The sequence below is a fragment of the Acinetobacter pullicarnis genome (assembly GCF_006352475.1).
Classification (GTDB): Bacteria; Pseudomonadota; Gammaproteobacteria; order Pseudomonadales; family Moraxellaceae; genus Acinetobacter; species Acinetobacter pullicarnis.
This window is the reverse complement of the sequence record NZ_VCMZ01000001.1, coordinates 1,517,266-1,543,754: the sequence shown is the minus strand read 5'-3', so window position 1 is coordinate 1,543,754 and position 26,489 is coordinate 1,517,266. Positions and strand designations below refer to the sequence as shown.

Sequence of the window (26,489 nt, the reverse complement as noted above, 5' to 3'; positions counted from 1 at the left end):
GCACCATATTGCGGGTTACTCATCCACCACACTCCTTCGAAGATCAAAGCGTTACAAGAGCAATCCCGAACGCTTCATTCTATCCACCCAGCGCTCTATTTACTTACTCTCTATTGATTTGGAAAGTTTCCACGCTTGATAACGTTCATCAATGGTCTTGGCCATGACATCATAATTTTCCCATGTATTTTTCACATGATAGATGCCTGCTGCATGTTGCGCTAAAACTTCTTCATAATCGCCAAAATAAATCGCGTCACCTTCATAGTAATATTGGGTAAATGCCAAGCCTTCTGCATTGAGATCTTCTTCCCAAAACTTCTCATCACAGAGTTCAATCAGATAATCACGACCCGTAATTTTTCGATCTTTGAGTAGCTGTAACTCTTCTGGACTTTCTTCTAGATGAATTTCACCGACCAAATTATTTTGAACAATCCAAGCCAAATAAATGCCGATATGCGTACCCGCATTGTCCCAATCTAGGCCTTCTTCGATTGCCGAATCGGCATGCCAGTCTATACGGTCTATCGCCATGCTCATGTCCTTTTATTTACGATTAAATATTAAAGTGTTTTGACCAATATGATGCTGATCAAAACAGATATAAAGTTAGTTTGATACAGCCAAATGCAGCATTAACGCTTCAAGCAAAGGCTCAACCATTTTTTTTGCACGCAACTGAAGCAACCAATGTTCAGGGATTCCAGAAACACCAAATATGATGCCTGCCAAACCACCTGCGACACAAGCCGTGGTATCAGTATCATTGCCCAGTGCAATGGCGGTTTTAATGACATCAGTATAATTAGACTGCTGTAATGCAAATTTAGCTGAATGCAAACAATCGACGACATAGCCACTTCCAGCAATGGCGTTGGCTGTTGCTGGAAAAATAAAGTTCTGCATTTCGTTTAATTCAGCAGGTCGATCATGATAAATCACATTTAAGCGCAACTGACTCGCTGACCATGCCGCATTGACCGACAGGCCTTGAAGTAAATAACGCGCCCATAAACAGTAAAATGCACAACAAATTTTTGAACGTAAATGCGCATGAGTAAGATGCGACTGTTGACCAGCCAGCTCAACCAACTGTTCATCACTGCCAACATGCCATAAAGCCAATGGTAAACAACGCATTAATGCACCATTGCCATTGGCGTACTCATCTGTAGCTGCCATTTCTGTAATGGCCGCGCCATGGCTAAAACGCAGCAAAGCCTGCCTGGTTTGTATACCAACATCAAATACTTTTGCATCAACTGCCATATAACCCACTTGATACCAATCAAGTAAACGTTGTGCAAAGTCAGTGGCATCAAAATCTTGGGCGTGTAACAACGAAGCAAGTAAGCACAAGGCCTGAGCACCATCATCAGACCAAGTGCCAATGGGGATATCTGCGTAAGTTCGATTAAAATCGCTGGGCGGTGTCATTTCAATGTCGGCATAACTGGGAAGTTGTGCTGCCGTATTGAACTCATAAGGCACGCCAACGGCATCACCGACCAATAAGCCGTAAATTGCACCCCTTATTTTCGCTTGCATTTCGATGTCCTCGTCTAGCTATCGCTAAAATAAAAAAGCGCCGTAAATGACGGCGCTCATTTTCAACGTTCAAACTGAAATCAGCACAGCTTAAAACGCGCAAGTTTAGTTCAACAACAAGCACATCACTTTAACAGCTCTTCAGCTTGATCGTACTTAGGTTCAGCAAGACTTAACTTTGGAAGTAACGTAAATCGAGACGGCCTTCATAAACCGTTGCGGTTGGGCCGGTCATCCAGACCACATCGCCTTCACGCCATTCAATTTGTAACTTACCACCAGCCAACTCAATCTCGACCGCACTGCCCAATAGACCACGGCGCATACCCGAAATTGCAGCAGCACATGCGCCTGTACCACAAGCTAAGGTTTCACCCACACCACGTTCAAAAACGCGTAAACGTGCATGTCCCTCATCTATAATCTGCATAAACCCAGCATTGACCCGCTGCGGAAAGCGCGAATGCGATTCGATCTGCGGTCCCATTTTCGCCACATCTGCCTTGAGAACTTCCGGCACAATGGTCACTGCATGAGGATTACCCATATTCACTACATCGATGGTAATCGTTTCATTATCAGCCAAGGTTAAGCTATATAGGTTTTCAACCTCATCTGCCAAAAATGGAATTTCTTCTGGCAAAAATTTTGGCATGCCCATATTCACTCGAACCCAACCATTTGGGCCCAATTCTGGTTCAACAATGCCAGCAGTGGTTTGTACTTTAAATTTGGTTTTGTTGGTGAGGTGGCGATCATGCACAAAACGGGCAAAACAACGTACACCATTACCGCACTGCTCAACCTCTGAACCATCTGCATTGAAAATGCGATATTTAAAATCGACATTGGCAAAATCAGGTGGCTCTACAATCAGTAATTGATCAAAGCCCACACCAAAATGACGATCCGCTAAACGACGAATCGTGAGTGCATCTAAATAGGCACGCTGGCTAATCAAATCAACCACCATGAAGTCGTTGCCCAAGCCATGCATTTTAGTAAATTCTAATAACATCTCGAATTACCCCTCAGGCAGTAAATGTTCATTTTCCCACAAAGATTCTATTGTTTCGCGTTCGCGAATGACATGGGCTTGCTCACCATCAACCATTATTTCTGCTGCACGGCCACGGCTGTTGTAATTTGAACTCATGACAAAACCATAAGCACCTGCGCCCATCACGGCCAAGTAATCACCCGCTGTTAATGCCAATTCGCGTTGTTTGCCCAAGAAATCACCCGTTTCACAAATGGCCCCGACAATATCCCAAGACTTACTTTCAACTTGTGTATTGTGATTGACGCTTTGAATATCCATCCAGGCTTCGTATAACGATGGGCGGATCATATCATTCATTGCTGCATCAACGATGGCGAAATTACGGTGATTGGTGGGTTTGAGCAAATCCACTTGTGTCAGCAAGACTCCAGCCAATGCTGAAATACTACGCCCCGGCTCCATATAGACTTTTAAGCCCAATTTTTCTAAAGCTGGACGCATTGAATTGGCATATTCGCTAAAGCTTGGTGGGGTTTCATCTTGATAACGCACCCCGAGTCCCCCCCCAATATCAATATGTTTTAACTGAATACCCAAGCCTTTCAGGTGCTCAATCATTTGGATCACCCGATCCAAAGCATCTTCAAAGGGCTGGGTTTCTGTTAATTGCGAACCGATATGGCAATCGATTCCGATGATATCAAGATGTGGCAAAGTAGCCGCATATTGATAGGTTTCAAAAACAACATCAGAAGGAATACCAAATTTGTTTTCTTTTAGCCCCGTCGAAATATAGGGATGGGTTTTTGCATCGACATCTGGATTGACACGTAATGAAATCGGCGCTTGTTGCCCAAGACGCGCAGCCACTTTTTCAATGCGATCCAGTTCGGCATAAGATTCAACATTAAAACAGGCAATGCCGACTTCAAGTGCTTTGGTAATATCGGCTTCGGTTTTTCCCAGTCCAGAAAAAACGATTTTGCTTGGATCTCCGCCTGCCGCCAATACCCGTGCCAGTTCACCGCCAGTCACGATATCAAAACCTGAACCCAATTTAGCCAGCACACGCAGTACCGCCAAATTAGAATTGGACTTTACCGCAAAACAAATTTGGTGATCGATAAAATCAAATGCCTGATCGAGGTCCAAATAATTTTGTTGCAATGTTGCTTTAGAATACACATACAACGGCGTAGAAAATTTTTGTGCTAAATCATCTAGTGAGCATTGTTCTGCATGCAAAACACCATCAACGCGAGTAAACCCCATGAAGTTTTCCTTTCAAAAGTCATATAAATCGTTTATTTAGATTCGATCGTTTCAGATGTCGCTTGCGCTGCATCCGCCTGATGAATTGCTCGTTGTTCCACTTTGGCTTGATTTGCCTTGTTTACAGGATTCGATTGCAACAAATAATGTGCGCGTTTATCGAGGTTTGGATCACTTGCCAACTGCAAAGCACCCGATTGACCGCAACCAACCAACAGCAAAGATGAAGCCAATAAGCTCATCGCACATAAGACAAGACGCATCTGATCACCCAAATTTTAAATTTGTGCAATTATACCTTGTTCAAATCAACTCTCCCAATATTTAAAGCAAAAACATAGACAATTGCCAAAAAAACACCAGCGCGCGGCTGGTGTTTTGGTTTTATTTGGTCATGAGGTTTTACTTTTGGCGCTTCTTATAAAAGAAGAAATAACCAATCGCCAAAATTACCAACCAAATTGGGCTGACTTTTAAGGCTTGGAAGGTATCCGCTTCTAATGACAAGACATAGATCACGCCAATAAAGAAGGCGATTACCGCGTAGCAAGTAAATAAACCACCAGGCAGTTTAAAGGTGGATTGCTGATGTAACTCAGGACGCGTTTTATAATAAATAATATAGCTCCACATAATAATCAGCCACACCAAGATAAATAAAATCGTGGATAAGGTGGTTGCCAAAGTGAAGGCTTTTACCGTGTCAGGAACGAAATATTGTAAAGCTGCACCCAGCAATAAACACAGTGTTGAGAAGTAAAGTGCATTGGCAGGTACCGCACGTTTATTTAATTTAGCAAAAGGTGCTGGGCCTTGTTTTTCACACGCCAAACCGAATAGCATACGGCTGGTTGAAAACACACCACTGTTCATTGACGACATCACAGAAGACAGCACCACCAAATTCATAATGATGGCTGCAGCTGCAACACCTGCGTGCGTAAATAAGTCAACAAAAGGACTGACCTTAGGATCGATATGGCTCCAAGGCGTCACTGACATCACCACAAATAACGCCAACACATAAAAGACAATAATACGAATCGGAATCGAGTTAATCGCTTTCGGTAAATTTTTTGCAGGGTCTTTGGTTTCTGCCGCAGTGGTACCGACCAACTCAACCCCAACAAAGGCAAAGATTGCAATTTGGAAGCCGGCTAAAAAGCCACTAAAGCCTGTTGGGAACATGCCCCCATAATTCCATAAATTACTAAATGCCGCGACATCACCTGCATCTGAAGTAAAGCCCGTAAAGACCATCCATACCCCAAGTACAATCAGTCCCAGAATGGCAATAATCTTGACCAAGGCGAACCAAAATTCGACCTCACCAAACATCTTCACCGTGACTAAGTTCAGCCCCATAATAAAGAAGATGGCCGCCACACTGATCATTACCCCTTCAATGGGCGAAAAAGTCTCTCCGCCATTAAAAAACTGTAGATAATAAATAATTGCGGATAAATCTGCGATCCCAATGGTGATCCAACACAACCAATAGGTCCAACCGACAAAATAACCGGCCCATGGCCCAATTAAATCCGTAGAGAAATCAATAAAAGATTTATATCTCAAATCTGATAACAACAATTCGCCAAGCGCGCGCATGACAAAAAAGATCATCAAACCAATGATCATATAAATAAATAAAATTGAAGGTCCTGCGAGGCTAATGGTTTTACCCGACCCCATAAATAATCCTGTCCCAATACATCCACCAATAGCAATTAACTGCAAATGGCGATTGGACAGGCTCCGTTGAAGCTCTCCGGCTTCAGGTGGTTGCGTAGAATTTCCGTTTGACATTTTTTATTTCGATTTAGGAACTAAGGCGCTACGTTAGCGCATATTAAGAAAAAAACAAAAAAAAATTAAACATTTTCAGACTATAGTTTAAACCTAAGTGATTAATGCTGAACCACCTCAGAACAGTTATAGCAAAAAGCCTTTGATTTTTTTTAAAACAAACCATTCTTTTTAAAGAATTATTAGCGAATAAAAGTATTGATATTTGTTTTTTTTGACGGAATACTACGATTTTCAAACGCCGAAAAAACAATGCCGTTAAACAGGCATTAAATGCATAAAAAATAATCAAAAATGTTTTAACCCCAAACAACAGGGAGATGCTTCAAGGATGGCATAACAGTTGCTTAAGCAAGAAGCGAGCAACATTTAACTGGATCAAATTAGAAGAAGATATTATGCAAAACTTACAAACAATCATGGAAACACTCAGTGGCTGGGTCTGGGGCCCTTATATGTTGGTGCTGCTGGTGGGTACCGGTGTATTTCTCAGCTTTCGATTACTTTTTTTACAATTTAGACTCTTACCCTTTGCCTTCAAACAAGTCTTCGGTCGACATGACAAGGCCCACACTCACGAAGGCGACATCTCACATTTTGCAGCACTGATGACAGCCTTGTCCGCAACCATTGGTACAGGGAATATCGCAGGGGTTGCAACCGCTTGTGTTTTGGGTGGTCCGGGTGCCGTTTTCTGGATGTGGATCACGGCTTTATTTGGTATGGCAACCAAATATGGTGAAGGCGTGTTGGCGGTTAAATACCGCATTAACAATGAAAAAGGCCAAATGTCAGGCGGCCCGATGTATTACATCGAACGCGGCCTAAAATTAAAATGGTTGGCACTGCTATTTGCATTCTTTGGCACCGTGGCCTCCTTTGGAATCGGCAGTTCGGTCCAATCCAATACTGTTGCTTTGGCCGTTCAAAATAGTATGGGCGTTTCAACCTGGATCACGGGCATTGTCATTACCCTATTCTCAGCCTTGGTGATTTTAGGCGGTATTAAATCAATCGCGAAAGCATCTTCTATTATTGTCCCGATTATGGCAGTGGGTTATGTGCTGGGTGGACTGGCAATTATTTTGTCCAATATTGACTTAGTGTTGCCTGCACTTAAATTAATTTTCGTTGATGCCTTTACTGGTGATGCTGTGGCGGGTGGTGCGATTGGTGCTGTAATTCGTTACGGTGTGGCACGTGGTGTTTTCTCCAATGAAGCGGGTATGGGATCTGCGCCAATTGCTGCTGCCGCTGCAAAAACAGATCATCCTGTACGTCAAGGTTTAGTCTCAATGACGGGGACCTTTATTGATACCATCATCGTTTGTAGTATCACCGGTATTGTTTTGGTGATGGGCTATATTGTCGCAGGCAATAGCTTTGGCCAAGAAACCGGTGCTGTACTCACCACGCGTATTTTTGATCAACTCTTACCGGGGATTGGCGGTTGGGTGGTCACACTTGGGATTATCTTCTTCGCCTATTCAACCATTTTAGGCTGGTGTTATTACGGTGAAAAATGTGCCTCATATTTGCTCGGTGAGAAATTTGTACTGCCTTACCGCATTATTTATATCATCACGGTCTTTATTGGCACCATTGCAACCTTAGACTTGGTCTGGCTATTTGCAGATACCTTCAATGGATTAATGGCTGTGCCAAACTTAATTGCCTTGTTATTACTTTCGAGTGTGATTGTTAAAGAAACCAAAGACTTCATCGACAAACGTAAAACAGGTGAGTTGTATTAAAAATTAGATCCCCTGATCCTGACCTTCTCTAGAGCCCCTCTTTTCCCAAGAGGGGCTCTTGCATTAAAGATCGTACTGAGTTTGATACACAGCACCCCGCCCTAGAAAAATGAATAGGGTACTTTTTAAATCCTGTAATTGCCTGATTCACGCCTACAATTGATGTATAGTTTGCAGCATCTTTATCGCTGCTGAATCAATCTCTATGGCCAAAGCTAAAACCATTTATCGCTGTGAACAATGTGGAACAGACCACCCAAAATGGTCAGGTCAATGTTCGGACTGTGGAGAATGGAACAGTTTGTCTGAAGTCCATATTGAAACTGTCACCCATCGCGCCAAAGTCAATACTGGTGGCGGCTATGCAGGCCAATCTGCCAAAGTCACCACGCTTAATCAAGTGTCGGTCAGCCGTGAATCGCGTCTGGTCACGGGTATTGGTGAATTTGACCGTGTGCTTGGTGGTGGTTTGGTTACTGGTTCAGTGGTTTTAATTGGCGGTGATCCTGGGATTGGCAAATCGACCATTTTATTACAAACCGCAACCCACATGGCCGCGGCCAACAGTCCAGCGCTCTACGTCACGGGTGAAGAATCCTTATCGCAAGTGGCCTTACGTGCGCAACGCTTAGATCTTCCCACCGATCAACTCAAAGTCATGGCGGAAACCTGTGTTGAGCGCATCTGTGAAGTGTTGGCGCAACAACGCCCTGCCGTTGCCATTCTAGATTCGATCCAAACCCTCTATACCGAAACTCTACAATCTGCACCGGGGGGTGTTTCACAAATTCGTGAATCGGCTGCTCTGCTCACTCGCTTTGCCAAAAATAGTGGCACTGCGCTATTTTTAGTGGGCCATGTCACCAAAGAAGGGGCTTTGGCTGGTCCACGTGTGCTTGAACATATGGTCGATTGTGTGCTGTATTTTGAAGGTCAATCTGACTCTCGCTATCGTATGATTCGCGCGGTTAAAAACCGTTTTGGGGCAGTCAACGAATTAGGGGTCTTTGGGATGACAGACAAAGGCCTCAAAGAAGTGGCCAATCCTTCTGCCATTTTCTTAAGTCGCTATGATGAAGCCATTCCAGGTTCAGTCGTGATGATTAGCCGTGAGGGCACGCGCCCATTGTTGGTTGAAGTCCAAGCCTTAGTAGATGATGCACATGGGCAACCGCGTCGTGTGGCCCTAGGCCTCGATCAAAATCGCTTAAATATGTTGTTGGCCGTGATGCATCGCCACGGTGGTGTGCAAACTTCGGGACAAGATGTCTATGTCAACGTGGTCGGTGGTCTTAAAATCACCGAAACAGGTTCCGATTTGGCTGTGTTATTGGCCTGCGCATCCAGCTTACGTTCCAAGGCGCTACCGCAACAACTGGCAGTCTTTGGTGAAGTCGGCTTGTCTGGTGAAATTCGCCCAGTACCCAATGGTCAAGAGCGCTTAAAAGAAGCGATTAAACACGGGTTTAAGTACATTATTGTACCGCGAGGCAATGCACCGCAAAAACCAGTTGCTGGTGTGCAAATTATTTCTGTAGCGCGTTTACATGAGGCGTTACATGAAGCCATGCAGCTCTGTGATGAAATCAGCACCTAATCCGCGACATTATTCGGGTATTTTGCTAAATACTTTCATTCTTCTGTTGAAATTATGCGGAAAAGACCGCATAAATAGAGATTCTATTTTTTATATCTTTTCAAAGGTAAATGTGATGCAAGTACGACAGCGTGGTTTGATGGCAGGTGTATTAATGGCTGCCTTAATGGTTGCTCCTTTAGCAGAAGCAAAACGTGCCGGTGGCGGTAAAAGTCACGGTATGAGCCGTTCAAATGCATCTAGCCAACAAGCTCGCCCAGCACCAGCACCACAACAAGCCGCTCCACAGCGTTCTGGTCCAGGTGTTGGCGGTATGGTTGCTGCTGGTGTTGCCGGTGCTGCAATTGGTGCGGTTGCTGCGAACGCAATGGCAGATGACAATAATGCAGCTCCTGCGAGCCAAGCAACAGATGCGGCGGCTGATCAACAAGCCGTACAACAAGAGAAAGAAAAAGGTGGTATTCCAAGCTGGGCTTGGTTGCTGTTAATCGCTGGTGCTGCTTTCCTTCTATTCCGTAAATTCGGAGCAAAAAAAAAAATAGCAGCGTCTAATCCCTATGCGCCAAACAGTTCTGGTCCGAATGCTTCGCCATTTGGCCAGACCCCACCAACAGGTCGTGGATCAAATGACACAACCAATGTTTTTGGTCAATCTGTAGGTGGTGGCGCGGCACCAGCAGCAGGCGCATTTAGCCAAAGCGGTAGCCAACTTCCAGATGGTACTGAACCTGCGGCATTCTTGCGTATCGCTCGTCAGCGTTTTAATCATATTCAGTCAATGAACACTGCGAGTAACATTGAAGAGATCCGTCGCTATTTAACACCAGATCTCTATCAATCGATGTATCGCGATATTATGGCGAATCAAGACCAAGACGTTGCTGAGTTTTCGAACTTAAACGCGATGGTTGCAGGTAGCTCAACTGAAAATGGTCAATACGTCGTAAGCGTACGTTTTACCGGTACAGTGAGCGAAGATTTAAATAGTCTTCCACAGCCATTTGCTGAGGTTTGGCACTTTAGTAAGCCCGCTGCTTCAACCGAAGAATGGTTGGTTGCAGGGATCCAGCAAGAAAGCTAAGTATTCAAAGCCCAAAAAACCAGTGCCGATGTGCACTGGTTTTTTTATGCCATCCAAATTTAATTGAATGCTACTGCGCTGGGTCATTTACATGTGGCAATGGGTGCTGAGTTTCTTTATGTTGATCAAACAATAAGGCACATAACAAAATTACCCCAACACATCCAACTGCAGCCAAGGCCAATAAACCCGCAATATCATTGTGCCAATAACTGTCTAAATAGTTCTTTAAATTCGGTGCAACAAAGCCACCCAAATTGCCAAGTGAACCAATCAGTGCCGTTCCAATCGCAATCGCCCTTCCAGATAAATACTGGGTTGGAATATTCCAAAAAATCGGCTGGACCACGATAAATCCAACAATCGCAATAGAAACAAAGATCAGAAAACCAAAGAGATGCGTCACTAACGTGGAAGAAACAATGCCAAAAACAGCGCAACTTAACATACAGATTGCCATCTTGGTCCAATTGGCCTTACGATCGGCATAGCGCGTGATGATCGGTAATAAAATTAAAGTACATACCCAAGGAATTGCACTGTAATAACCGACTTCTAAGCCAACATTAGTTTGCAGTAACAGCGCCAACTTGGTTGGCAAATAAAATAAAATACCGTAAACACTCATTTGAATTGAAAAGTAAATAAATACGAAACGCCATACACGCCAATCCCGAAAAACGTTGTCATTGCCAGTCAGTTCAGTTTCTGCCGAGATTTCACGATCAAGAATTAAAGCCTGATTCAATAGATTTTTTTCTTCTGGATTTAACCACTTCGCATCATCAGGCCGACTCACCAACACAAAATAAGCCACGATGCCGACCAAAACCGTGAGTATCCCCTGCACAATGAACATCCATTGCCAGTTTTTAAAGCCCAAGGTAAAGCTCGACTCTAATAACCAACCTGAAAATGGCCCACCTAGCATCAGTGCAATTGGCACACCTAAATAGAACCAACCATAGGCCTGACCTCGAAAAGTTTTTGGAAACCAATAGGTTAAAAATAGAATAGCGCCAGGGGTAAAGCCTGCTTCAGCCACACCCAGCAAAAAACGTAACACATAAAAACTCAATGGATCGCGCACCAACACCATGCAGATTGAGACGATTCCCCAAGTCACCATAATGCGACTTAACCAAAAACGTGCACCAAATTTATGTAGCATGATATTGCTTGGGACTTCAAATAAGGCATAACCAATAAAGAAAATACCGGCACCGAGTGCATAAGCACTGGCACTGATCCCAGCATCGACTTCAATATAATGTTTAACAAAACCGACATTGGAACGATCGAGCATCGCCAAAGCAAACATTAAAACGATTAAGGGGATTAAGCGTAATTTTACTTTTTTTATAATTTGTTTTAATTCTGGACGTTCAAAAAACGTCAAATCTTTGATCGTATGCATACCCGTTACCCTTTGATATGAATCCTTTTAAAATTCATACTCATCCTAAGTAAATCGTTTTAAACAGCGTCGATGATACTCTTCACACAATTAAGCTTCTGCAGCTTTAAACAAAAACTCAGCTCTTGATGCTGCCTTCATCTCAATCGAAAAACCTGCGCGCTGTGGTGGCATATAGGCAGCATCTTTGATCACGCAGGGATCAATAAAATGTTCATGTAAATGATCCACGTATTCAGTGACTCTGCCCAATTTGCTCGCTGAGAAACATAAATAATCAATCATCGATAAGTGCTGAACATATTCACATAGCCCAACACCACCCGCATGCGGACAAACTTTGAGTTGATACTTCGCGGCCATTAATAGCACGGCAAGTAATTCATTCATTCCCCCCATACGACACGCATCGACCTGAACAATATCAATTGCTTCGCGCATAATAAACTGTTTAAAAAGTATGCGGTTTTGGCACATTTCTCCAGTTGCAACCTGTATTGGGCGAATCGCTTGACGAATTGCACGATGTGCTTCAACGTCATCTGGGGAAGTCGGTTCTTCAATAAACCACGGTTTTGCAAAAGCTAATTGCTGCACCCAATCAATCGCTTGATCACGCTCCCAAATTTGATTGGCATCGATCATCAACTTACGGTCGGGTCCGATAATCGCTCGGGCAATTTTGACGCGACGTTTGTCTTCCGCAAGATCACGTCCCACTTTGAGCTTGATATGATCAAAGCCTGCATCCACTGCTTCTTGGCACAGGCGCGCTAATTTTTCATCGCTATAGCCTAACCAACCCGCTGAAGTGGTGTAGCAAGGATAGCCTTCCGCCCTTAAAATCTGCTCCCGTTCATCCTTGCCTTTTGCTTGTTTTTGCAACAGTTCGAGCGCTTCGTCTGGCGTGATGCAATCACTCAAATAGCGAAAATCAATACAATTCACGATCTGTGCTGGTGACATATCTGCAACCATTTTCCATACTGGCTTGCCTTCAACTTTTGCCCACAAATCCCAAATCGCATTGACCACAGCCCCCGTAGCCAAATGCATTGCACCTTTGTCTGGACCAATCCAACGTAATTGACTATCAGCAGTTAGCGTGCGCCACATCAAGGCTGGATTTTGCTTTACCTCCTCAATAGTCAAACCAATCACCAAATGGCGCATCGCTGCAATTGCAGCACAGCAAACGTCATTCCCACGGCCAATGGTAAAGGTCAGGCCATGGCCTGTTAGATCGGGGTTCTCCGTTTTTAAGATCACATAGGCTGCTGAATAATCAGGATCTGGATTCATCGCATCCGAACCATCTAAATGTTGTGAGGTTGGAAAACGGATGTCCAAAACTTCCATATCAACTATTTTTATCATGCGATATCCTTATTTTGATTGATTTAACGTGTTGAGAAAATTGTTTTAATTTATCTATTCAACGCTAGTTTTTATTTTTAAGCACAAAGGTGCTGCACCAACAATGTCGTGTCATGTCAGTTAGAGTTTCAATTGATTCTATTTAGGCAATCAGTCTCTGCCATAAGCGCTGCTCGGCTTATGGCTGAGTGCGAAAAATTCATTTGCTGTCAGCTTAGCCGACTGCGTTAATCACCTGTTGTCGTTGTTCACCCAGCCCATCAATACCTAAGTGCATGATTTGCCCTGCTTTGAGATAAACTGGTGGTTTTTGTCCCAACCCCACACCTGGTGGTGTACCGGTCGCGATCACATCCCCGGCTTGTAAACTCATGAATTGGCTTAAGTAACTAACAATGGTGGCAACATCAAAAACCATCGTGCGGGTATTGCCATTTTGGTAACGATGACCATCGACCTCCAACCACAAATTTAAATTTTGTGGATCGGTAATTTCATCTTTGGTCACCAACCAAGGGCCAATCGGGCCAAACGTGTCATTGCCCTTGCCCTTGCCCTTATCCCAAGTACCAGTACCTTCCAATTGAAAATGACGTTCAGAAACATCATTAATCACACAATAACCAGCCACATAGTCCATGGCCTGTTGTTTTTTGATATAGCGACCTGACTGACCAATAACCACGCCCAACTCCACTTCCCAATCGGTTTTCACCGAATTTAATGGAATTTCAACATCATCATTTGGTCCAACCACTGCACTGGTCCATTTATTAAAAATAATAGGCTCTGCCGGAACATCAACACCCGTCTCAGCGGCATGGTCTGAGTAATTCAGCCCGATACAGATAAACTTACCAATCTTGCCAACACAAGCACCAATCCGTACCCCAGCATCGACAAGGGGTAAAAGATTGAGATCTGTCTGGCGAATTTTATCTAGATCATGCGCCAATACCGCCCCATCAATATCACTTACCACAGCAGACAGGTCACGAATTCTCCCTTGTGCATCTAAGACCCCTGGCTTTTCTTGTGATTTTGGACCAAAACGTAATAATTTCATTGCTCTATCCTTAGCATATTTGAATTAATTGGACCAACCACCATCTATCATGTTGAAAGTCCCGGTACTAAAGCCCGATTCATCACTGGCCAAATACACTGCCAACGCAGCAATTTCCTCAGCTTTTCCAATCCGCCCCATCGGCTGACGTGCTACAAACTGCTGATAAATATCAGAGACAGAACGCTTTTCTTGTTCAGCCTGTGCTGCAATACGTTGATGTAATGAAGGCGAATCAACCGTGCCTGGGCAAATGGCATTGCAACGCACCCCTTGCGTAATATAGTCTGCGGCAATCGCTTTGGTTATCCCCAAAACGGCTGCTTTGGTTGCACTATACGCAAATCGATTTGCGACCCCTTTAATACTCGAGGCTGCTGAAGACATATTAATAATTGAAGCATTTCCGCTCTTAAGCAATGCTGGTAATAGTGACTGAATCATATAATACATTGAATCTACGTTAATTTTAAAAGATTTCTCCCAATCATTTTCATCACATTCATAAATAGAGCCTGCAGCAACCCAACCTACACAATTAAAAAGCACATCCACATCTTTATATTTATTTGCAAAATCCTGAGTTTTTTGTTTATCGGTTACATCTAAAAATTCAATTTGAATTTGCTCACACTCAGCTTTAAGCTGTTCAAGTTGTGCAAAGTCAATATCCGTGGCGATGACTGTCGCCCCCTGTCGGGCAAATGCCAGTGCTGTGGCACGACCAATTCCTTGAGCCGCTGCGGTAATCACACATGTTTTATTGGCAAGTCGCATATTTTGTCCTTGTTTTACTTTATAATGAAGACCAGTTCATTTTGGTCTAGCCAAAATCAATCGGTCCAACCAAAATATGTGAGATTATATTTTTCCGCAAGCCTCATTGATCGAAAGTTAATTTCTTATGATACAGACGCGTATTTATCAAAATATTTTCAATAAAATTCAAGAAGATATAAAAAATGGAATTTACCCCGTAGGTTCTAAACTCCCACCAGAACGAGACCTTGCACAATTATTTGCTGTGAGCCGAACCTCTGTACGTGAAGCGATTATTGCTTTAGAGGTCAATGGCATTGTTGAGGTTAAATTGGGCAGTGGCGTTTATATTTTAAAAACAACCTCTGTACACGACAAATTTCACAGAACCCTTATCCTATCAGGGTTCTGCCTTCTTAAAATTGCCAAAATTTCCTTAAACTCTTCTTTTTTCCCAAAACCAATTAAACGCTGAATCGCCATTTGAACATAGTCTAAACCATCGCGAAATAAACTCATTGAGAGTCGTCCATGCTTCTTTATTTTTATCACTTTTTTTTGATCATGTTGCCATTCACCCGTTAAGTAACACCAACAGAAGCTTATAGCTAACACCGCAATCAATTTTTTCACTCGTCTAGGGTCTGTCAAGCGCGTATTTTCAAGATTAAACCCGCGTCCTTTGAGACAACTGAATAAGGTTTCAATTTCCCAGCGTAATGCATAATCCTGAATAGCATTGGCATTAAACTGAGGAGAAACGACGAGTAAAAGCTCTCCATTTTCTAACTGTAGTGCACTTATATATAGTTTCACCCGACCAACCAAAATCCGTCGTTTACGACATTCAATTTGACCAACTTTAAGATGGCGAAATAAATCACTAATTTTATGATTCTTTCCTAAATGATTGGTGACAATGAAGTTTTTTTAACACGAATGCAGAAGTTGATGTCTTGTTCAATTAACCATGTAAACCACTGCTCACCGATAAACTCTCTGTCTGCGAACACATTCACAATACGGTCTTTACCAAAAATGGCTATAAAGCGTTGAATCAAAGCAATACGCTCTTTCGTATCTGAATTTCCACGTTTATTAAGCAATGTCCAAAGGATAGGTATCGCTATTCCACGATAAACGATTGCGAGCATCAGGATATTAATATTTCGTTTTCCCCATTTCCAATTGGTTCTATCTAAAGTCAGTTGCACTTGGTCGAATGAAAACATATTGAAAATCAACTGAGAAATTTGACGATAATCAAAATACTGACCTGCAAAGAAGCGCTGCATACGTCGATAAAATGATTGTGGTAAGCACTTGATGGGCAAGGCTTTAGATGCAGAAGAAAGATTACATGTTTGCTTTAAAATAATCACAAGCATGATGAGCGCAAAGCACTTTAAATGTGACTTGTTCCATTTTAGATATTTGTTTAAGATAAGATATAACTCATTGAGATGTGTCATAGTATTCGTCGTTAGAAAACAATTATTATGACATTATTTCAATGAGTTATCTATTTTTGTCGTGTACAGAGAAAAACAACAGCAAATTTGCCAGCATCATCCGAAGTCAGCGCTATCAGCCCTGATATTCATCCGTTGTTATTGCCGCATTTAAAAGAGCAAAGTATTACACCATTTGAGGTTTTAGAAGCGCGTTTAGCAATTGAGCCGTATTTGGCTGAGTTGGCTGCGCTACATCGCAATGAGCAGCAATTGGCCGCCATTAAAGAAGCATTTCTCATGAATGTCAGCGATAACCTAGAGCAATCAACCGATCATATTGGCGATCGTTTATTTCATATTCGCATTGCTGAAGCCAGTCAAAATAATGCCTATGCTTATTTTCTAAAGTTTTTATTGAGCCAACATTATACTGAAATGTTTAGTCGCCTTCGCAGCCTTTACACTTCCGAAGATATGGCATTTCGTTCACAAGCAGAACATCAAGAAATTTTATCGGCAATACAAAAACAAGATGGGCCTACAGCAAAAAATGCCATGAAAAAGCATATTCAACATGTAATTAAAATATTCTTAGATCAAAGCTAGCTTTCAATCGTGCCTCAGTTTAAAGACCGCTTAAATACACCCGAAACAGTCTTGCTTGACGCTCAACAATTGCGCTCATGCGCTGTATTATTGATTTATTTTTACTCACGCAACTTCAACTAAAAAGCTGCAAATAAATGTACTGGACAAATCGCGATATGCGCGACGAACATTTTAAAATAAGTTTAAATGACATCTTCTATTTTAATTTTGGCTAAGCATTATACGAGTACAGATGCCTAGAAATAGATGACTCCCATTAACTCAATTTATGTTGTTGATCTCTATTTCTATAGAGCTGGATTCAGTCACTAAACTTTTGTTGCATTTTATTTAAAATCTAAAATAATTCATATTAACGTACTACTATATTCAGCAACATCATATCAGGTATAAATAACCAAACAAAAATTACTGCACCAGATCACCAATGTGAAATCTTGCTTTAATTTTATACTTTTGAATAACGCTAAATCTAATGATGAAAAACTTTGATCTATTCATAGGGTCAGATTTCAAGAGTTGAAATTCTCAACATGTTAAACAGTTCATTTAAATAATTAGACCATCGAGGAACACAGAAAATGACACAGAATAACCCTCAACCCAATGTTGCTTTTGCCTGTACATCTTTACGTATTAAAGATAAACAAGGAAATATTTATCATGGTCGAACTTTAGAATTTGAGGAGTCGCCACTTATCTCAAGTTTCACTTATTTTCCAGTCGGCCATGCATTTCAGCATAAAGCACCGGATGGTTCTTTGGGGCTAAAATATACGGCAAAATATCCAATCATGGCATTAACCATGCCGCAAAGTGCAGATGAAATGCATGATTGCTTAGAAGGTATCAATGCTGCAGGTCTTTCATTTAGTTTAAATATGTACCACAACAAAGGGCTTAAAACGCTCACAGCTGAACAATATCCAAATTCAGTACGTTATGAAGCCATTGGAGAATGGGGCCTTGCAAATTTCGCAACCGTTCAAGAGATTAAAGACAATCTTGCTCAGGTCGATTTTTGGTCAGCAGTGATTGAAGTTTTAGGAATTCAATCGCCTTTCCACTTTATCTTTTACGATAAAACAGGTGCGTGCTTAGTCATTGAGGTTGAAAACGGTGAGCTTGCTATTTATGACAATCCAACAGGTGTAATGACCAATGGTCCTGAACTGCCTTGGCACCTCACCAATTTGCATAACTATTCACATTTAACCAATATTGATACTGCGATGGGTAATGTCGGTGGTATGCAGTTATTACAACCCGATAGTGGTATTGCTTCTGCGGCGTTGCCTTCTTCAAATACTTCCGTTGGGCGTTTTGTCAAAGCATTTTATTATTCAAGTTTTGCCAATCAAGTCGATAATCCAGATGAGCAAATTATTGAGTTATCGCATGTGATGAATAACTTTGATCGCCCTAAAAATATCAGCGTGGTGATCAGTGAACAAGGGACCAAGAAAATAGTAGCGCGTGAATATACGGTATGGACGGCATTAACCGATTTAAGCCGAGGTTATTTATATGTACGTGCTTATAGCCAATTGAATTATACACTCTATACATTTGAGCAATTTAAAGATAAAACCGCCCTGTATTCTTTTGAAATTAACTAAATCGTTTTAAGCCTACTCCAAAGCAAGCGCTGCATCAGTGCTTGCTTTGAATGGTTTAAATATAATCGATTCTAGAAAGCCAAAACTAAACATGTGCCCTATGAGGTTCTAAAACCCAAGTTAAGTGATTCGAGTGCATCAATGGATTTGGATGATTCCATCCGCTTTAATCTGTACTGACTCCGTCATATAACCCAGATAGCTCAAGGTTTAGCGCATTAAAGAACGCGATATTAAAAGACACCTCGAAAGGTGCCTCATTTAAACCCTAAGCATCTATCGTATTCGCTTATGCGACGCTCATAAACGTAAAAGGTTTGGTTTCTACAAAAGATGCGTTGACCTTACCTGCATATATATTAGATTGATCTGCACCTAAATCTAATTTTCGAGTAATCCCATCTCCAAAATCAATCTCGGCTAAATCGACCCAGAAGACATTCGGTGATACCGCAGACTCAAAGAAATAGCGCCCCTGTTTATGTTGAATCACCGTTCTCCAACGCGTTGAAGAAATATTCGGTTCTTCTTCTGTATTTAAGCCAAATGGAACGGATACATTACGAATCACACCAAAAACGCTCGCCAAGGTATGTGCGGTTGTGGCATGTTGCGGAATAGCATTGACATAAAATGAAGCGCGAACAAAACGATCCGCAGCTCGATTGGTTCCAGGCAACATGGTGGTGCCACCAATTTGTTTCCAATAGCAATTCAGTGCAATTTGTTGATCAAAGGTCGGTGAATTGGTCATGACTTGATAACTGCGGTCATGGTGAATCACCTGCTCTCCATTGATATATTCAATAATGGCACTGTCACCCGTCGCATCAGAAATCGATAAGTGTAATGTCGCCAAGCGATCTTCACCCGGAACTTGGCTGGTGACGACAATGAAAGGGACTTTTTCTAGTGCTGCGACTGTTTCAGCAACCGTTGCATAATTATCAAGTACATATTGCGCCCATAAAGTAATACTTAACTGTGGTTGAGTCCCTTTTTTAATTTTTGGATATTCAGATTCAACCAACCAAAGTAAATTGGTGACCAAACCTTTTTCATTAACACCATCTGTGGTGGAAATATCATAACCCGAAGCCACAACACTGCCATATTTGGAAGTCCATTCAATCGAGTTCGCACCAGCTGCACCATTGCGTGCCACATTGCGTGGCAATGTCCACAAATTGGTGCCAATATCACTTTTCCAGTCCATAGAACGTGCGGTCATTACATCATCACCAAGATATACAACACGGGTACACATGCTCAGTTCTCCAATTTCTTAAATATAAGTCATAAAAAGTTTTAAAGTTATAAAGTTTTTTATTCAATTATCCTGTGAAGCAGTTGGATAATTTATTTCAATAACTCAAACATGCTAACGGATTTCTTTTATTGTTTTGTCTATAAATCGTATTTTATACGCGCGATAATCAATCCAGTTTAAATAGAAGATAAATAATATAGCTAAGGTGGCTTAGTGCCGCAATCGCAGTGGTTGCGCAACACTCTTGTTGTTATTCTCGGTTAAATGCCACCCTTAGATCATTAATAAAATACTGTTCAACCAATGAAAGTTCGCGCTCTTTATTCCATGCCAAATACACAGGAACAATACTAATATAGGGCAGCGGTGGGAGCTGTTTAAAAGCTTTGGGATTTGGACGGGCTGCAACCACATGTTTTGGTAAAAAACCAAAACCAAAACCATTTTCCATAAAACGAATGACTTCATCTAGGTTATTGGTGGTCACCAGCAATTTATTATTCTCTAAGATTTTCTCTCGTACTTCATTGAGTGGTGAATAGGGATCATTTAACTGATCGCTTTGAAAAGAAATAAATCCATGATCAATGATTTCATCAACACTGTGAATCTCCATATTGTAGAGTGGATGGCTTTCACAACAATACAGCGCATATTTTTGATTCAGTAAAGCATCATAAACAATCTTGGGATGCAGATGACGACTGAGTGTAATACCCAACGCAGGCACTTTTTGTAAAATCAGTTGTTGGATCTCAGCACTTTTATGCACATCCACTTGAAAATCTACCAGTGGATATTTTTGATGAAAATCATGCAATACCTTGTCAAAACGAAAAGATTCTATTCGACTTAATACCAACAATTTAATGGTGCCTGAAACACTATTCTTCTGTGTATTTAGGCGCTGCTCAAAATCCATTAAATGATTATAAATCGCCAAACTTGCTTCAAAGACTACTTCGCCAGCAGCGGTTAAATAAAATTTACCGCCGGTGCGAACAATTAAACTCTCTCCAATTTGCTCTTCTAAGCGTTTTAAACTTTGGCTAATTGCAGATTGCGTCAAACAAAGTTTGACCGCTGCCTTATTTAAACTTCCCTCTTGGACAATCACACGAAAAATCCGCAACAAAGACCAATTACATTTATCGACCAAGGTATTTGCACGCATTCTTGTATTACTCCCTAACATTTAAATTTAAATCCGTTTAAATCGCTTCGAGTATAGTCAGATTTTAAAGCGTATATAAATAAATATAGTCATGCCGTACTTGCTTTAACTTGCTGGCTACAGCTTCGGTTCGTCTGAATTAATCCTAAGTCCCCCTTAAGCCTAGGTATTTAAAGCCGTCCAATTACTTCCAATACCTCACTCCATCCTGTCATTCTTCATGATCATCCTGCTAATTTAAGCTGAAAAACCGCGCACAAAATGCTTAAAGTTTTCTCCCAATTGCTCAATACAATAGCCCCCCTCAATCAGACTCACCGTGGGCACCCCAATACTTTTAATTTTTTCTGCAACCCGACTAAACCCCGCACTGCTGACACTACATTTCGCCTGCGGATCATCGACATACACATCAAAGCCCATGACATGTACCACCACATCAGGCTGGAACATTTTCACATAATCAACGGCTTGATCGACATATTCAAAATAGCCCGCCTCATCAGTGCCATGCGGCATTGGATAGTTTTTATTAAATCCAAAACCAAGCCCCGTACCGTATTCATCTGCAAAGCCCGCCACGACAGGATAAAAATTGGTGGGATCACCATGAACCGAAACATAGAGCACATCATCACGATCATAAAAAATCTCTTGAACACCTTGGCCATGATGCATATCCGTATCAATAATCGCGATACGCTGATATTTCTGCTTTAGATATTGAGCAATCACTGCAGCATTGTTCACATAACAGAAACCACCCGCAGCATCTTTGCGTGCATGATGTCCTGCTGGCCGTGTTAATCCAATGGCCAACTGCTCACCGGCAAGTATTTGATCTGCACAAGAAAGTGCGGTCTGTGCCGACCAATACACTGAAGTCCAGGTTTCTGCACCAATTGGGGCGCTGCCATCTGCCAAATACTTTGCAGCCTTGGCCAAAATACCAATTTCACGATTATTTTCACGAATAAAAACATTGGACAGCACTTCATCCCCCCAGTCGTCTGGAAGTTTCATCCACTCCGCATGGGCATTTTTTAAAAAGTCGAGATAACCTGGGGTATGTACCCCAAGCAGTGGTGCTGTTCCATGGTCCTGAGCCGTTTGTACTTCGAGCCCCATAACTTCAATTGCTTTTAAAACTGCATACATACGCTCTGGTTTTTCTTGTGGCTCCCGCATTTTTCCGCGTGACAAATAACTCATTGGGCGATGTTTTAACTGTTCTGGATGAAAGAAAATTTGCATGTTTTTTCCTTAAGTCATTAAATTTTGGCTAAATTTTCCCTAAAGCTTTAGCCAAGAATTTGCTAAAACTTTGAACTTTTCATTTTTCAATCTTTAAAAAAAAAGGTTTAACTGACTTTGGCAAGCGCTCTAAGCTGATCTGCTTTTAAGATGGCATTTAACAATACATCTGCACCTTGCTCGGCTTGTGCTGCACTAATATTTTCAGCTTCGTTATGACTTAGACCACCTTCACATGGAATAAAAATCATGGTGGTTGGACAATGTTTGGCCAGATTAATCGCATCATGACCTGCGCCACTGACAATATGTTGATGACTAAAACCAAGTTCAGTCACTGCTGCTTGTACTGTTGCCACACATTGCGTATCAAAATAAGTTGCAGGATTATGCCAATGCCGTGAAACATCGACACTGACACCGCGTTTTTCTGCCAAAGCATCAATGATTTTCTGCGTTTCTTGTTCCATTTTTAACAGCAAGTCATCATTAGGATGACGTAAATCAATGCTCCACTGCACCGTGGCAGGAATGGTATTCCGCGAAGAGTTTGGCACCGATATCTCACCAAATGTAATTAAGCCTTCTGGAAATTGTTCGAGTACCATCGCTTCTAATTGCGCCATCATATTTGCAGTGGCAATCATGCTGTCTTTACGCATTTGCATGGGCGTCGTGCCGGCATGTGCAGCTTTTCCAGACGTTTTTGCATCTAACCATAAAATGGCCTGACCACCGGTCACCACACCGATTTCGATTTGGCTGTTTTCCAGTACCGGACCTTGTTCAATATGCGCTTCATAATAAGCGGTAAAAGGTCGCGCGAATGGCAAATCTCCAATTTGCTGCGTGCGTTTAAGCTCCGATGCCACACTCACGCCTTCCTTGTCCGTGGTTGCCAAGACCTGTGCTAAAGAAAATACATTTGTGAAAACTGCCGATCCCATCATGGCTGGGGTAAAGCGTGCCCCTTCTTCATTCATCCACACCACCAATTCGATTGGATGATGTGTCTGTAATTTCTGTTCATGCAAGCAACGAATCACTTCAAGCCCTGAAAGTACCCCATAAATCCCATCAAAGCGTCCGCCCTTTGGCTGGGTATCTAAATGGCTGCCCATCACAATTGGATCAACCGCAGCAGTGCCTTCACGGCGTAAAAACAAATTGCCTACCGCATCATAATAAATGCTTAGATCGATTTCTTTTGCCCATTGAATCAGTAACTGACGACCTGCGACATCAAGGTCGGTCAGTGCTAAACGGGTATTCCCGCCCTTTTCTGTTGCACCAATTTTCGCCATTTCCATTAGGCTTTGCCACAATCTTTGTCCATTAGATTTCATTTAATACCCTCGTGCTAAGTCGATTTGATTCACTAAACGCTGTTTTGCAATCAGTCGTTGATCATTCGCTAAGATTTGCTCAACCACTGCTTTGAGTGAAGCATGTGAGGCAATATGTGGCGTGATCACCACACGATCGCTGTGCCACAATATGTGATTTTTATCTAAGGGCTCTTCTGGAAAAACATCCAAAATTGCCCCACGAATATGTGCTGCTTTAATCTGTTCCAATAAATCATCTGGATTTAAATGTGCGCCACGACCACTGTTAATCACCGCTGCACCTTGCGGTAATTTCTTAAAGGTTTGATTGGATAAAATCCCCTTGGTCTGTTCAGTTAACGGCAGTAAATTAATCAAAATTTGCGTTTGTGATAAAAAATCATCAAATTGAGATTCACCCGTAAAACACTGAATGCCAGTACAGGCTTTTTCAGATCTAGACCAACCTAAAACGGTATAGCCCAGCGCTGCCAATTTCTGTCCAACATAAGCACCAAGCTCTCCTAGCCCCATAATGCCCACTACAGTTGCCGCTTCGCTCTGTTGTGGAAGTTGTTGCCAAATCGCCTGTTTTTGATTTTCCAAATAGCGATCAAAATGGCGCTGATAATAAAGAATGCCCCAGAGCAAATAGCTGAACATACCTTGTTTATGGCTTTCATCCACAATGCGGCAAACCTGATATTTCCCAAGCAATGCTTCTAAATCTAAATGTTCAACCCCTGCTGCCATTGAATGAACCAAGGCTAAGTTCGGCAGTTTTTTAAGTTGCTCAAGATCTGGAAACCAACATGCGGCTGTGGTTGCCAATAGCGCATGTGGGCTATCGGCACGGCAAAACGAATCCGCTGGGGCATATTGCTGGAATGCATCCAGCAATATTTGCTCAACGTCGGGCACACTTGAGGCAATGACAATCATGAACTGTACGATTCCTTCTGATCTGCAATCAGTGACAGGGCTGCATTCCAAGCATTATTTAAAATCGGTTCAGCATGCGGACTGTCAAATTGCTTGGCCGTATGCTCACAGACTTCCGGACTTGGATAAATTAAATCAGGACTGCTCAAGGCTTTGATCTGGGCTTGGCAAGCACGTTCCAAGAAATAGATTTCATGAAATGCGCGCTGCACCGTATTGCCTGTCGCCAACAAACCATGATTACGTAAAATCATGCAGCGATGTGTGCCCATATCCGCCACCAAGCGCTCACGTTCTTCCGTAGACAGCGCAATGCCTTCATAGGTGTGATAGGCCAAACGTTGATAGAATTTCAACGCATGTTGTGAAATAGGCAACAAGCCATTTTTCTGTGCTGAAACGGCAATTCCATCTGCAGTATGCGTGTGCACAACACAGTTAATATCTTCTCGTGCATGGTGTAATGCAGAATGAATCACAAAACCTGCAACATTCACTATTTTTGCCTGATCATAGGCTTCGACAATATTTCCATCATGATCAATTTTGACCAAATCGGAGGCACGCATTTTGTCAAAAGCTACACCATAATGATTAATTAAAAAATGATTCGGTTCATCTGGCACTCTTAAACTAATATGCGTATCGATTAGATCGGTCATGCGGTAATACGCGATCAATCGGTATAAGGCTGCAAGTTGACAACGGGCTTCCCATTCTACGGGTTGAACGACATGCTTGAGATTCATCTAAATAACTCCATTTAATTAATCGATTTGAGCAGGTTGAACTTGCTGAAATTGCACTTGTTTAATTTGCTTTTTCCGCAATAACGTTACTCCACAAATACCAATCAATGACAGCAAAGACAAGAAACTAAATAACAAAGCCAGCGGCATCCACTCACCTGCATATTCTTTCGCCAATAGCGTGCCCAAAAATGGGGTTGTGCCTGCAGCCAGTGCTGCGATCATCTGATAAGAAATCGAAATCCCTGAATAACGCACATGGGTTGGAAATGCTTCTGCCATAAACCCTGCTGCAACCGCATATAAGGCCGATAAACTAATCACAGCAAGGGTAATCCCTAAAGTGATGTAATAAATATTTTGGGTTTGTACCAACATAAACATTGGATATGGAATCGCGATACACAGTAAAGCCGTCCAAAATAAGAACTTCGAGGTCCCAATTTTTTCTGCATACCAAGCAGCAACCGGCATGGTTAGAAATTGAAAAACAGTGACCCAGAACAATGCATTTAGAATCGTTGCTTTACTAATTCCCATGTATTGCGTCACATAAGTGATCATAAAGGTATTGGTAAAGAAAAAGCCTGCTGCACCAATGGTCATGGTCAGACCTGCAAAGACGACCTGCGGCCAATAATTTTTAAGTAATTCTTTGACTGGAAACTTTTCAGTTTCATTTTCTTTCTGCATTTTGACAAATTCAGGCGACTCTGCAACGCCCAAACGAATATAGAAGCCCACTGCCATTAATGGGAAACTAAGCAAAAATGGAATACGCCAGCCCCACTCTGCAAAGGCTTGCTCATCTAAACCACTAATTCCCCTAAATACCAATAAACATAAAATTAAGCCGGCTGGACTGCCGAGTTGTGCAAATGAGGCAAAGAAAGTTTTCTTATTCTTGGGTGCATGTTCACTGGCCATCAATACCGCGCCACCCCATTCGCCCCCAACAGAAATCCCTTGTAAAAAGCGAAATACAACTAATAAAATCGGCGCCCAAACCCCAATCGAAGCATAACTTGGAATCAGGCCAATGCCGGTTGTGGCCAAGCCCATCAGCACCATGGTGAATAACAGCATTTTCTTGCGACCGAGTTTGTCGCCCAAATGCCCAAAAACCACACCAGCAAGTGGTCTAGCAATAAAACCAACAGCAAAAGTTGCAAATGCAGCCAATGTGCCCGTCACAGGATCGGTTGCAGGGAAAAATACCCGCCCGAGAATTAAAGCAGCGGCAGTGGCATAAACATAAAAGTCGTAGAACTCAATGGTGGTTCCCATAAATGCAGCGGCGGCGGCACGTTTTGATTGATCTTTTTTCATCCTTTTCCTACCTTTAATGATTGAAGCAGGCTTGATGAGAATTTTTATTATTGCTCTTTTGGCAATGTGCTAGATCGA

General features: G+C 42.2%; 24 protein-coding genes. 6 read left to right on the top strand and 18 right to left on the bottom strand.

Features of this window, described 5'->3' with window-relative positions:
* Positions 1 to 99: 99 nt before the first annotated feature.
* The 6 genes from FD716_RS06815 to FD716_RS06790 all read right to left on the bottom strand — a co-directional run bounded on the left by FD716_RS06815 (position 100) and on the right by FD716_RS06790 (position 5,632).
* A complete protein-coding gene (locus FD716_RS06815; RefSeq protein ID WP_139851588.1) occupies positions 100 to 537 on the bottom strand; it encodes a DUF7832 domain-containing protein in 438 nt (145 codons plus the stop codon).
* Between the two features lie 75 nt (positions 538 to 612).
* Entirely contained in the window at positions 613 to 1,551 is a 939-nt protein-coding gene (locus tag FD716_RS06810; protein ID WP_139851587.1) for an ADP-ribosylglycohydrolase family protein, read from the bottom strand.
* 172 nt (positions 1,552 to 1,723) lie between these two features.
* Entirely contained in the window at positions 1,724 to 2,569 is an 846-nt protein-coding gene (gene dapF, locus FD716_RS06805; protein ID WP_139851586.1) for a diaminopimelate epimerase, read from the bottom strand.
* 6 nt (positions 2,570 to 2,575) lie between these two features.
* Positions 2,576 to 3,826, bottom strand: coding sequence for a diaminopimelate decarboxylase (gene lysA, locus FD716_RS06800; protein WP_139851585.1), 1,251 nt, complete (start codon positions 3,824 to 3,826; stop codon positions 2,576 to 2,578).
* Positions 3,827 to 3,858: 32 nt separating this feature from the next.
* The gene (gene lptM, locus FD716_RS06795; RefSeq protein WP_139851584.1) at positions 3,859 to 4,089 is read right to left on the bottom strand and encodes an LPS translocon maturation chaperone LptM; all 231 of its coding nucleotides are present in this window, start codon (positions 4,087 to 4,089) and stop codon (positions 3,859 to 3,861) included.
* Positions 4,090 to 4,228: 139 nt separating this feature from the next.
* Entirely contained in the window at positions 4,229 to 5,632 is a 1,404-nt protein-coding gene (locus FD716_RS06790) for an amino acid permease (RefSeq protein WP_139851583.1), read from the bottom strand.
* Positions 5,633 to 6,030: 398 nt separating this feature from the next.
* Here FD716_RS06790 and FD716_RS06785 point away from each other — a divergent pair, with 398 nt between their 5' ends.
* The 3 genes from FD716_RS06785 to FD716_RS06775 all read left to right on the top strand — a co-directional run bounded on the left by FD716_RS06785 (position 6,031) and on the right by FD716_RS06775 (position 10,064).
* Positions 6,031 to 7,386 carry an alanine/glycine:cation symporter family protein gene (locus FD716_RS06785; protein ID WP_139851582.1) on the top strand — a complete coding sequence of 452 codons (1,356 nt, stop codon included), beginning with the start codon at positions 6,031 to 6,033 and terminating at the stop codon, positions 7,384 to 7,386.
* A 205-nt stretch (positions 7,387 to 7,591) separates the two neighbouring features.
* A complete protein-coding gene (gene radA, locus FD716_RS06780) occupies positions 7,592 to 8,983 on the top strand; it encodes a DNA repair protein RadA (RefSeq protein WP_139851581.1) in 1,392 nt (463 codons plus the stop codon).
* Between the two features lie 115 nt (positions 8,984 to 9,098).
* On the top strand, positions 9,099 to 10,064 hold the full coding sequence (locus FD716_RS06775; RefSeq protein WP_139851580.1) for a Tim44 domain-containing protein: 966 nt from the start codon (positions 9,099 to 9,101) through the stop codon (positions 10,062 to 10,064).
* A gap of 70 nt (positions 10,065 to 10,134) precedes the next feature.
* Here FD716_RS06775 and FD716_RS06770 read toward each other — a convergent pair whose 3' ends face one another.
* The 4 genes from FD716_RS06770 to FD716_RS06755 form a co-directional block, all read right to left on the bottom strand.
* Positions 10,135 to 11,481, bottom strand: coding sequence for an MFS transporter (locus FD716_RS06770; RefSeq protein ID WP_139851579.1), 1,347 nt, complete (start codon positions 11,479 to 11,481; stop codon positions 10,135 to 10,137).
* A gap of 90 nt (positions 11,482 to 11,571) precedes the next feature.
* Positions 11,572 to 12,858 carry an L-fuconate dehydratase gene (locus tag FD716_RS06765; RefSeq protein ID WP_139851578.1) on the bottom strand — a complete coding sequence of 429 codons (1,287 nt, stop codon included), beginning with the start codon at positions 12,856 to 12,858 and terminating at the stop codon, positions 11,572 to 11,574.
* 214 nt (positions 12,859 to 13,072) lie between these two features.
* Complete coding sequence (locus FD716_RS06760) at positions 13,073 to 13,924, bottom strand: fumarylacetoacetate hydrolase family protein (RefSeq protein ID WP_139851577.1); 852 nt, start codon at positions 13,922 to 13,924, stop codon at positions 13,073 to 13,075.
* A 24-nt stretch (positions 13,925 to 13,948) separates the two neighbouring features.
* Positions 13,949 to 14,701, bottom strand: a complete 753-nt coding sequence (locus FD716_RS06755) for an SDR family oxidoreductase (RefSeq protein ID WP_139851576.1) — start codon at positions 14,699 to 14,701, stop codon at positions 13,949 to 13,951.
* Between the two features lie 127 nt (positions 14,702 to 14,828).
* On the opposite strand from FD716_RS06755, the gene FD716_RS19045 reads away from it, so the two are divergent.
* On the top strand, positions 14,829 to 15,158 hold the full coding sequence (locus FD716_RS19045; protein ID WP_228714922.1) for a FadR/GntR family transcriptional regulator: 330 nt from the start codon (positions 14,829 to 14,831) through the stop codon (positions 15,156 to 15,158).
* Here the strand turns inward: FD716_RS19045 and FD716_RS06745 are convergent.
* A protein-coding gene (locus FD716_RS06745) for an IS4-like element ISAba1 family transposase (protein ID WP_139851575.1) occupies positions 15,065 to 16,155 on the bottom strand; the annotation gives its coding sequence in 2 pieces (ribosomal slippage) (positions 15,065 to 15,615 and positions 15,615 to 16,155; 1,092 coding nt in all). The genes FD716_RS19045 and FD716_RS06745 overlap by 94 nt on opposite strands.
* 87 nt (positions 16,156 to 16,242) lie before the next feature.
* Between FD716_RS06745 and FD716_RS06740 the strand changes: the two genes are divergently transcribed.
* Both FD716_RS06740 and FD716_RS06735 read left to right on the top strand, forming a co-directional pair.
* Positions 16,243 to 16,743 carry a FadR/GntR family transcriptional regulator gene (locus FD716_RS06740; RefSeq protein ID WP_228714921.1) on the top strand — a complete coding sequence of 167 codons (501 nt, stop codon included), beginning with the start codon at positions 16,243 to 16,245 and terminating at the stop codon, positions 16,741 to 16,743.
* Positions 16,744 to 17,327: 584 nt separating this feature from the next.
* The gene (locus FD716_RS06735; protein ID WP_139851573.1) at positions 17,328 to 18,365 is read left to right on the top strand and encodes a linear amide C-N hydrolase; all 1,038 of its coding nucleotides are present in this window, start codon (positions 17,328 to 17,330) and stop codon (positions 18,363 to 18,365) included.
* Between the two features lie 289 nt (positions 18,366 to 18,654).
* Here FD716_RS06735 and FD716_RS06730 read toward each other — a convergent pair whose 3' ends face one another.
* The 7 genes from FD716_RS06730 to FD716_RS06700 all read right to left on the bottom strand — a co-directional run bounded on the left by FD716_RS06730 (position 18,655) and on the right by FD716_RS06700 (position 26,411).
* Positions 18,655 to 19,632 carry a linear amide C-N hydrolase gene (locus FD716_RS06730; protein ID WP_139851572.1) on the bottom strand — a complete coding sequence of 326 codons (978 nt, stop codon included), beginning with the start codon at positions 19,630 to 19,632 and terminating at the stop codon, positions 18,655 to 18,657.
* A gap of 253 nt (positions 19,633 to 19,885) precedes the next feature.
* Positions 19,886 to 20,809, bottom strand: a complete 924-nt coding sequence (locus FD716_RS06725; protein WP_171476999.1) for a LysR family transcriptional regulator — start codon at positions 20,807 to 20,809, stop codon at positions 19,886 to 19,888.
* Between the two features lie 237 nt (positions 20,810 to 21,046).
* The gene (locus tag FD716_RS06720; RefSeq protein ID WP_139851570.1) at positions 21,047 to 22,063 is read right to left on the bottom strand and encodes a histone deacetylase family protein; all 1,017 of its coding nucleotides are present in this window, start codon (positions 22,061 to 22,063) and stop codon (positions 21,047 to 21,049) included.
* 107 nt (positions 22,064 to 22,170) lie between these two features.
* Positions 22,171 to 23,409, bottom strand: a complete 1,239-nt coding sequence (locus FD716_RS06715) for a Zn-dependent hydrolase (RefSeq protein ID WP_139851569.1) — start codon at positions 23,407 to 23,409, stop codon at positions 22,171 to 22,173.
* Positions 23,410 to 24,333, bottom strand: a complete 924-nt coding sequence (locus tag FD716_RS06710) for a 2-hydroxyacid dehydrogenase (RefSeq protein WP_139851568.1) — start codon at positions 24,331 to 24,333, stop codon at positions 23,410 to 23,412.
* Positions 24,330 to 25,082 (bottom strand): class II aldolase/adducin family protein, encoded by a 753-nt coding sequence (locus FD716_RS06705; RefSeq protein ID WP_139851567.1) that lies wholly within the window; start codon positions 25,080 to 25,082, stop codon positions 24,330 to 24,332. The genes FD716_RS06710 and FD716_RS06705 overlap by 4 nt, the downstream gene beginning before the upstream one ends.
* 18 nt (positions 25,083 to 25,100) lie before the next feature.
* Positions 25,101 to 26,411, bottom strand: coding sequence for an MFS transporter (locus FD716_RS06700; RefSeq protein ID WP_139851566.1), 1,311 nt, complete (start codon positions 26,409 to 26,411; stop codon positions 25,101 to 25,103).
* Positions 26,412 to 26,489: the final 78 nt, after the last annotated feature.

Excerpts from the sequence above, each read along its gene's own strand:
- FD716_RS06765 (WP_139851578.1), bottom strand. The coding sequence starts at position 12,858 with ATGATAAAAATAGTTGATATGGAAGTTTTGGACATCCGTTTTCCAACC.
- dapF (WP_139851586.1), bottom strand. The coding sequence starts at position 2,569 with ATGTTATTAGAATTTACTAAAATGCATGGCTTGGGCAACGACTTCATG.
- radA (WP_139851581.1), top strand. The coding sequence starts at position 7,592 with ATGGCCAAAGCTAAAACCATTTATCGCTGTGAACAATGTGGAACAGAC.
- FD716_RS06775 (WP_139851580.1), top strand. The coding sequence starts at position 9,099 with ATGCAAGTACGACAGCGTGGTTTGATGGCAGGTGTATTAATGGCTGCC.
- FD716_RS19045 (WP_228714922.1), top strand. The coding sequence starts at position 14,829 with ATGATACAGACGCGTATTTATCAAAATATTTTCAATAAAATTCAAGAA.
- FD716_RS06785 (WP_139851582.1), top strand. The coding sequence starts at position 6,031 with ATGCAAAACTTACAAACAATCATGGAAACACTCAGTGGCTGGGTCTGG.
- FD716_RS06810 (WP_139851587.1), bottom strand. The coding sequence starts at position 1,551 with ATGCAAGCGAAAATAAGGGGTGCAATTTACGGCTTATTGGTCGGTGAT.
- FD716_RS06755 (WP_139851576.1), bottom strand. The coding sequence starts at position 14,701 with ATGCGACTTGCCAATAAAACATGTGTGATTACCGCAGCGGCTCAAGGA.
- FD716_RS06710 (WP_139851568.1), bottom strand. The coding sequence starts at position 24,333 with ATGATTGTCATTGCCTCAAGTGTGCCCGACGTTGAGCAAATATTGCTG.
- lptM (WP_139851584.1), bottom strand. The coding sequence starts at position 4,089 with ATGCGTCTTGTCTTATGTGCGATGAGCTTATTGGCTTCATCTTTGCTG.
- FD716_RS06705 (WP_139851567.1), bottom strand. The coding sequence starts at position 25,082 with ATGAATCTCAAGCATGTCGTTCAACCCGTAGAATGGGAAGCCCGTTGT.
- FD716_RS06730 (WP_139851572.1), bottom strand. The coding sequence starts at position 19,632 with ATGTGTACCCGTGTTGTATATCTTGGTGATGATGTAATGACCGCACGT.
- FD716_RS06700 (WP_139851566.1), bottom strand. The coding sequence starts at position 26,411 with ATGAAAAAAGATCAATCAAAACGTGCCGCCGCCGCTGCATTTATGGGA.
- FD716_RS06770 (WP_139851579.1), bottom strand. The coding sequence starts at position 11,481 with ATGCATACGATCAAAGATTTGACGTTTTTTGAACGTCCAGAATTAAAA.
- FD716_RS06725 (WP_171476999.1), bottom strand. The coding sequence starts at position 20,809 with ATGCGTGCAAATACCTTGGTCGATAAATGTAATTGGTCTTTGTTGCGG.
- FD716_RS06760 (WP_139851577.1), bottom strand. The coding sequence starts at position 13,924 with ATGAAATTATTACGTTTTGGTCCAAAATCACAAGAAAAGCCAGGGGTC.
- FD716_RS06720 (WP_139851570.1), bottom strand. The coding sequence starts at position 22,063 with ATGCAAATTTTCTTTCATCCAGAACAGTTAAAACATCGCCCAATGAGT.
- FD716_RS06735 (WP_139851573.1), top strand. The coding sequence starts at position 17,328 with ATGACACAGAATAACCCTCAACCCAATGTTGCTTTTGCCTGTACATCT.
- FD716_RS06715 (WP_139851569.1), bottom strand. The coding sequence starts at position 23,409 with ATGAAATCTAATGGACAAAGATTGTGGCAAAGCCTAATGGAAATGGCG.
- lysA (WP_139851585.1), bottom strand. The coding sequence starts at position 3,826 with ATGGGGTTTACTCGCGTTGATGGTGTTTTGCATGCAGAACAATGCTCA.
- FD716_RS06790 (WP_139851583.1), bottom strand. The coding sequence starts at position 5,632 with ATGTCAAACGGAAATTCTACGCAACCACCTGAAGCCGGAGAGCTTCAA.
- FD716_RS06815 (WP_139851588.1), bottom strand. The coding sequence starts at position 537 with ATGGCGATAGACCGTATAGACTGGCATGCCGATTCGGCAATCGAAGAA.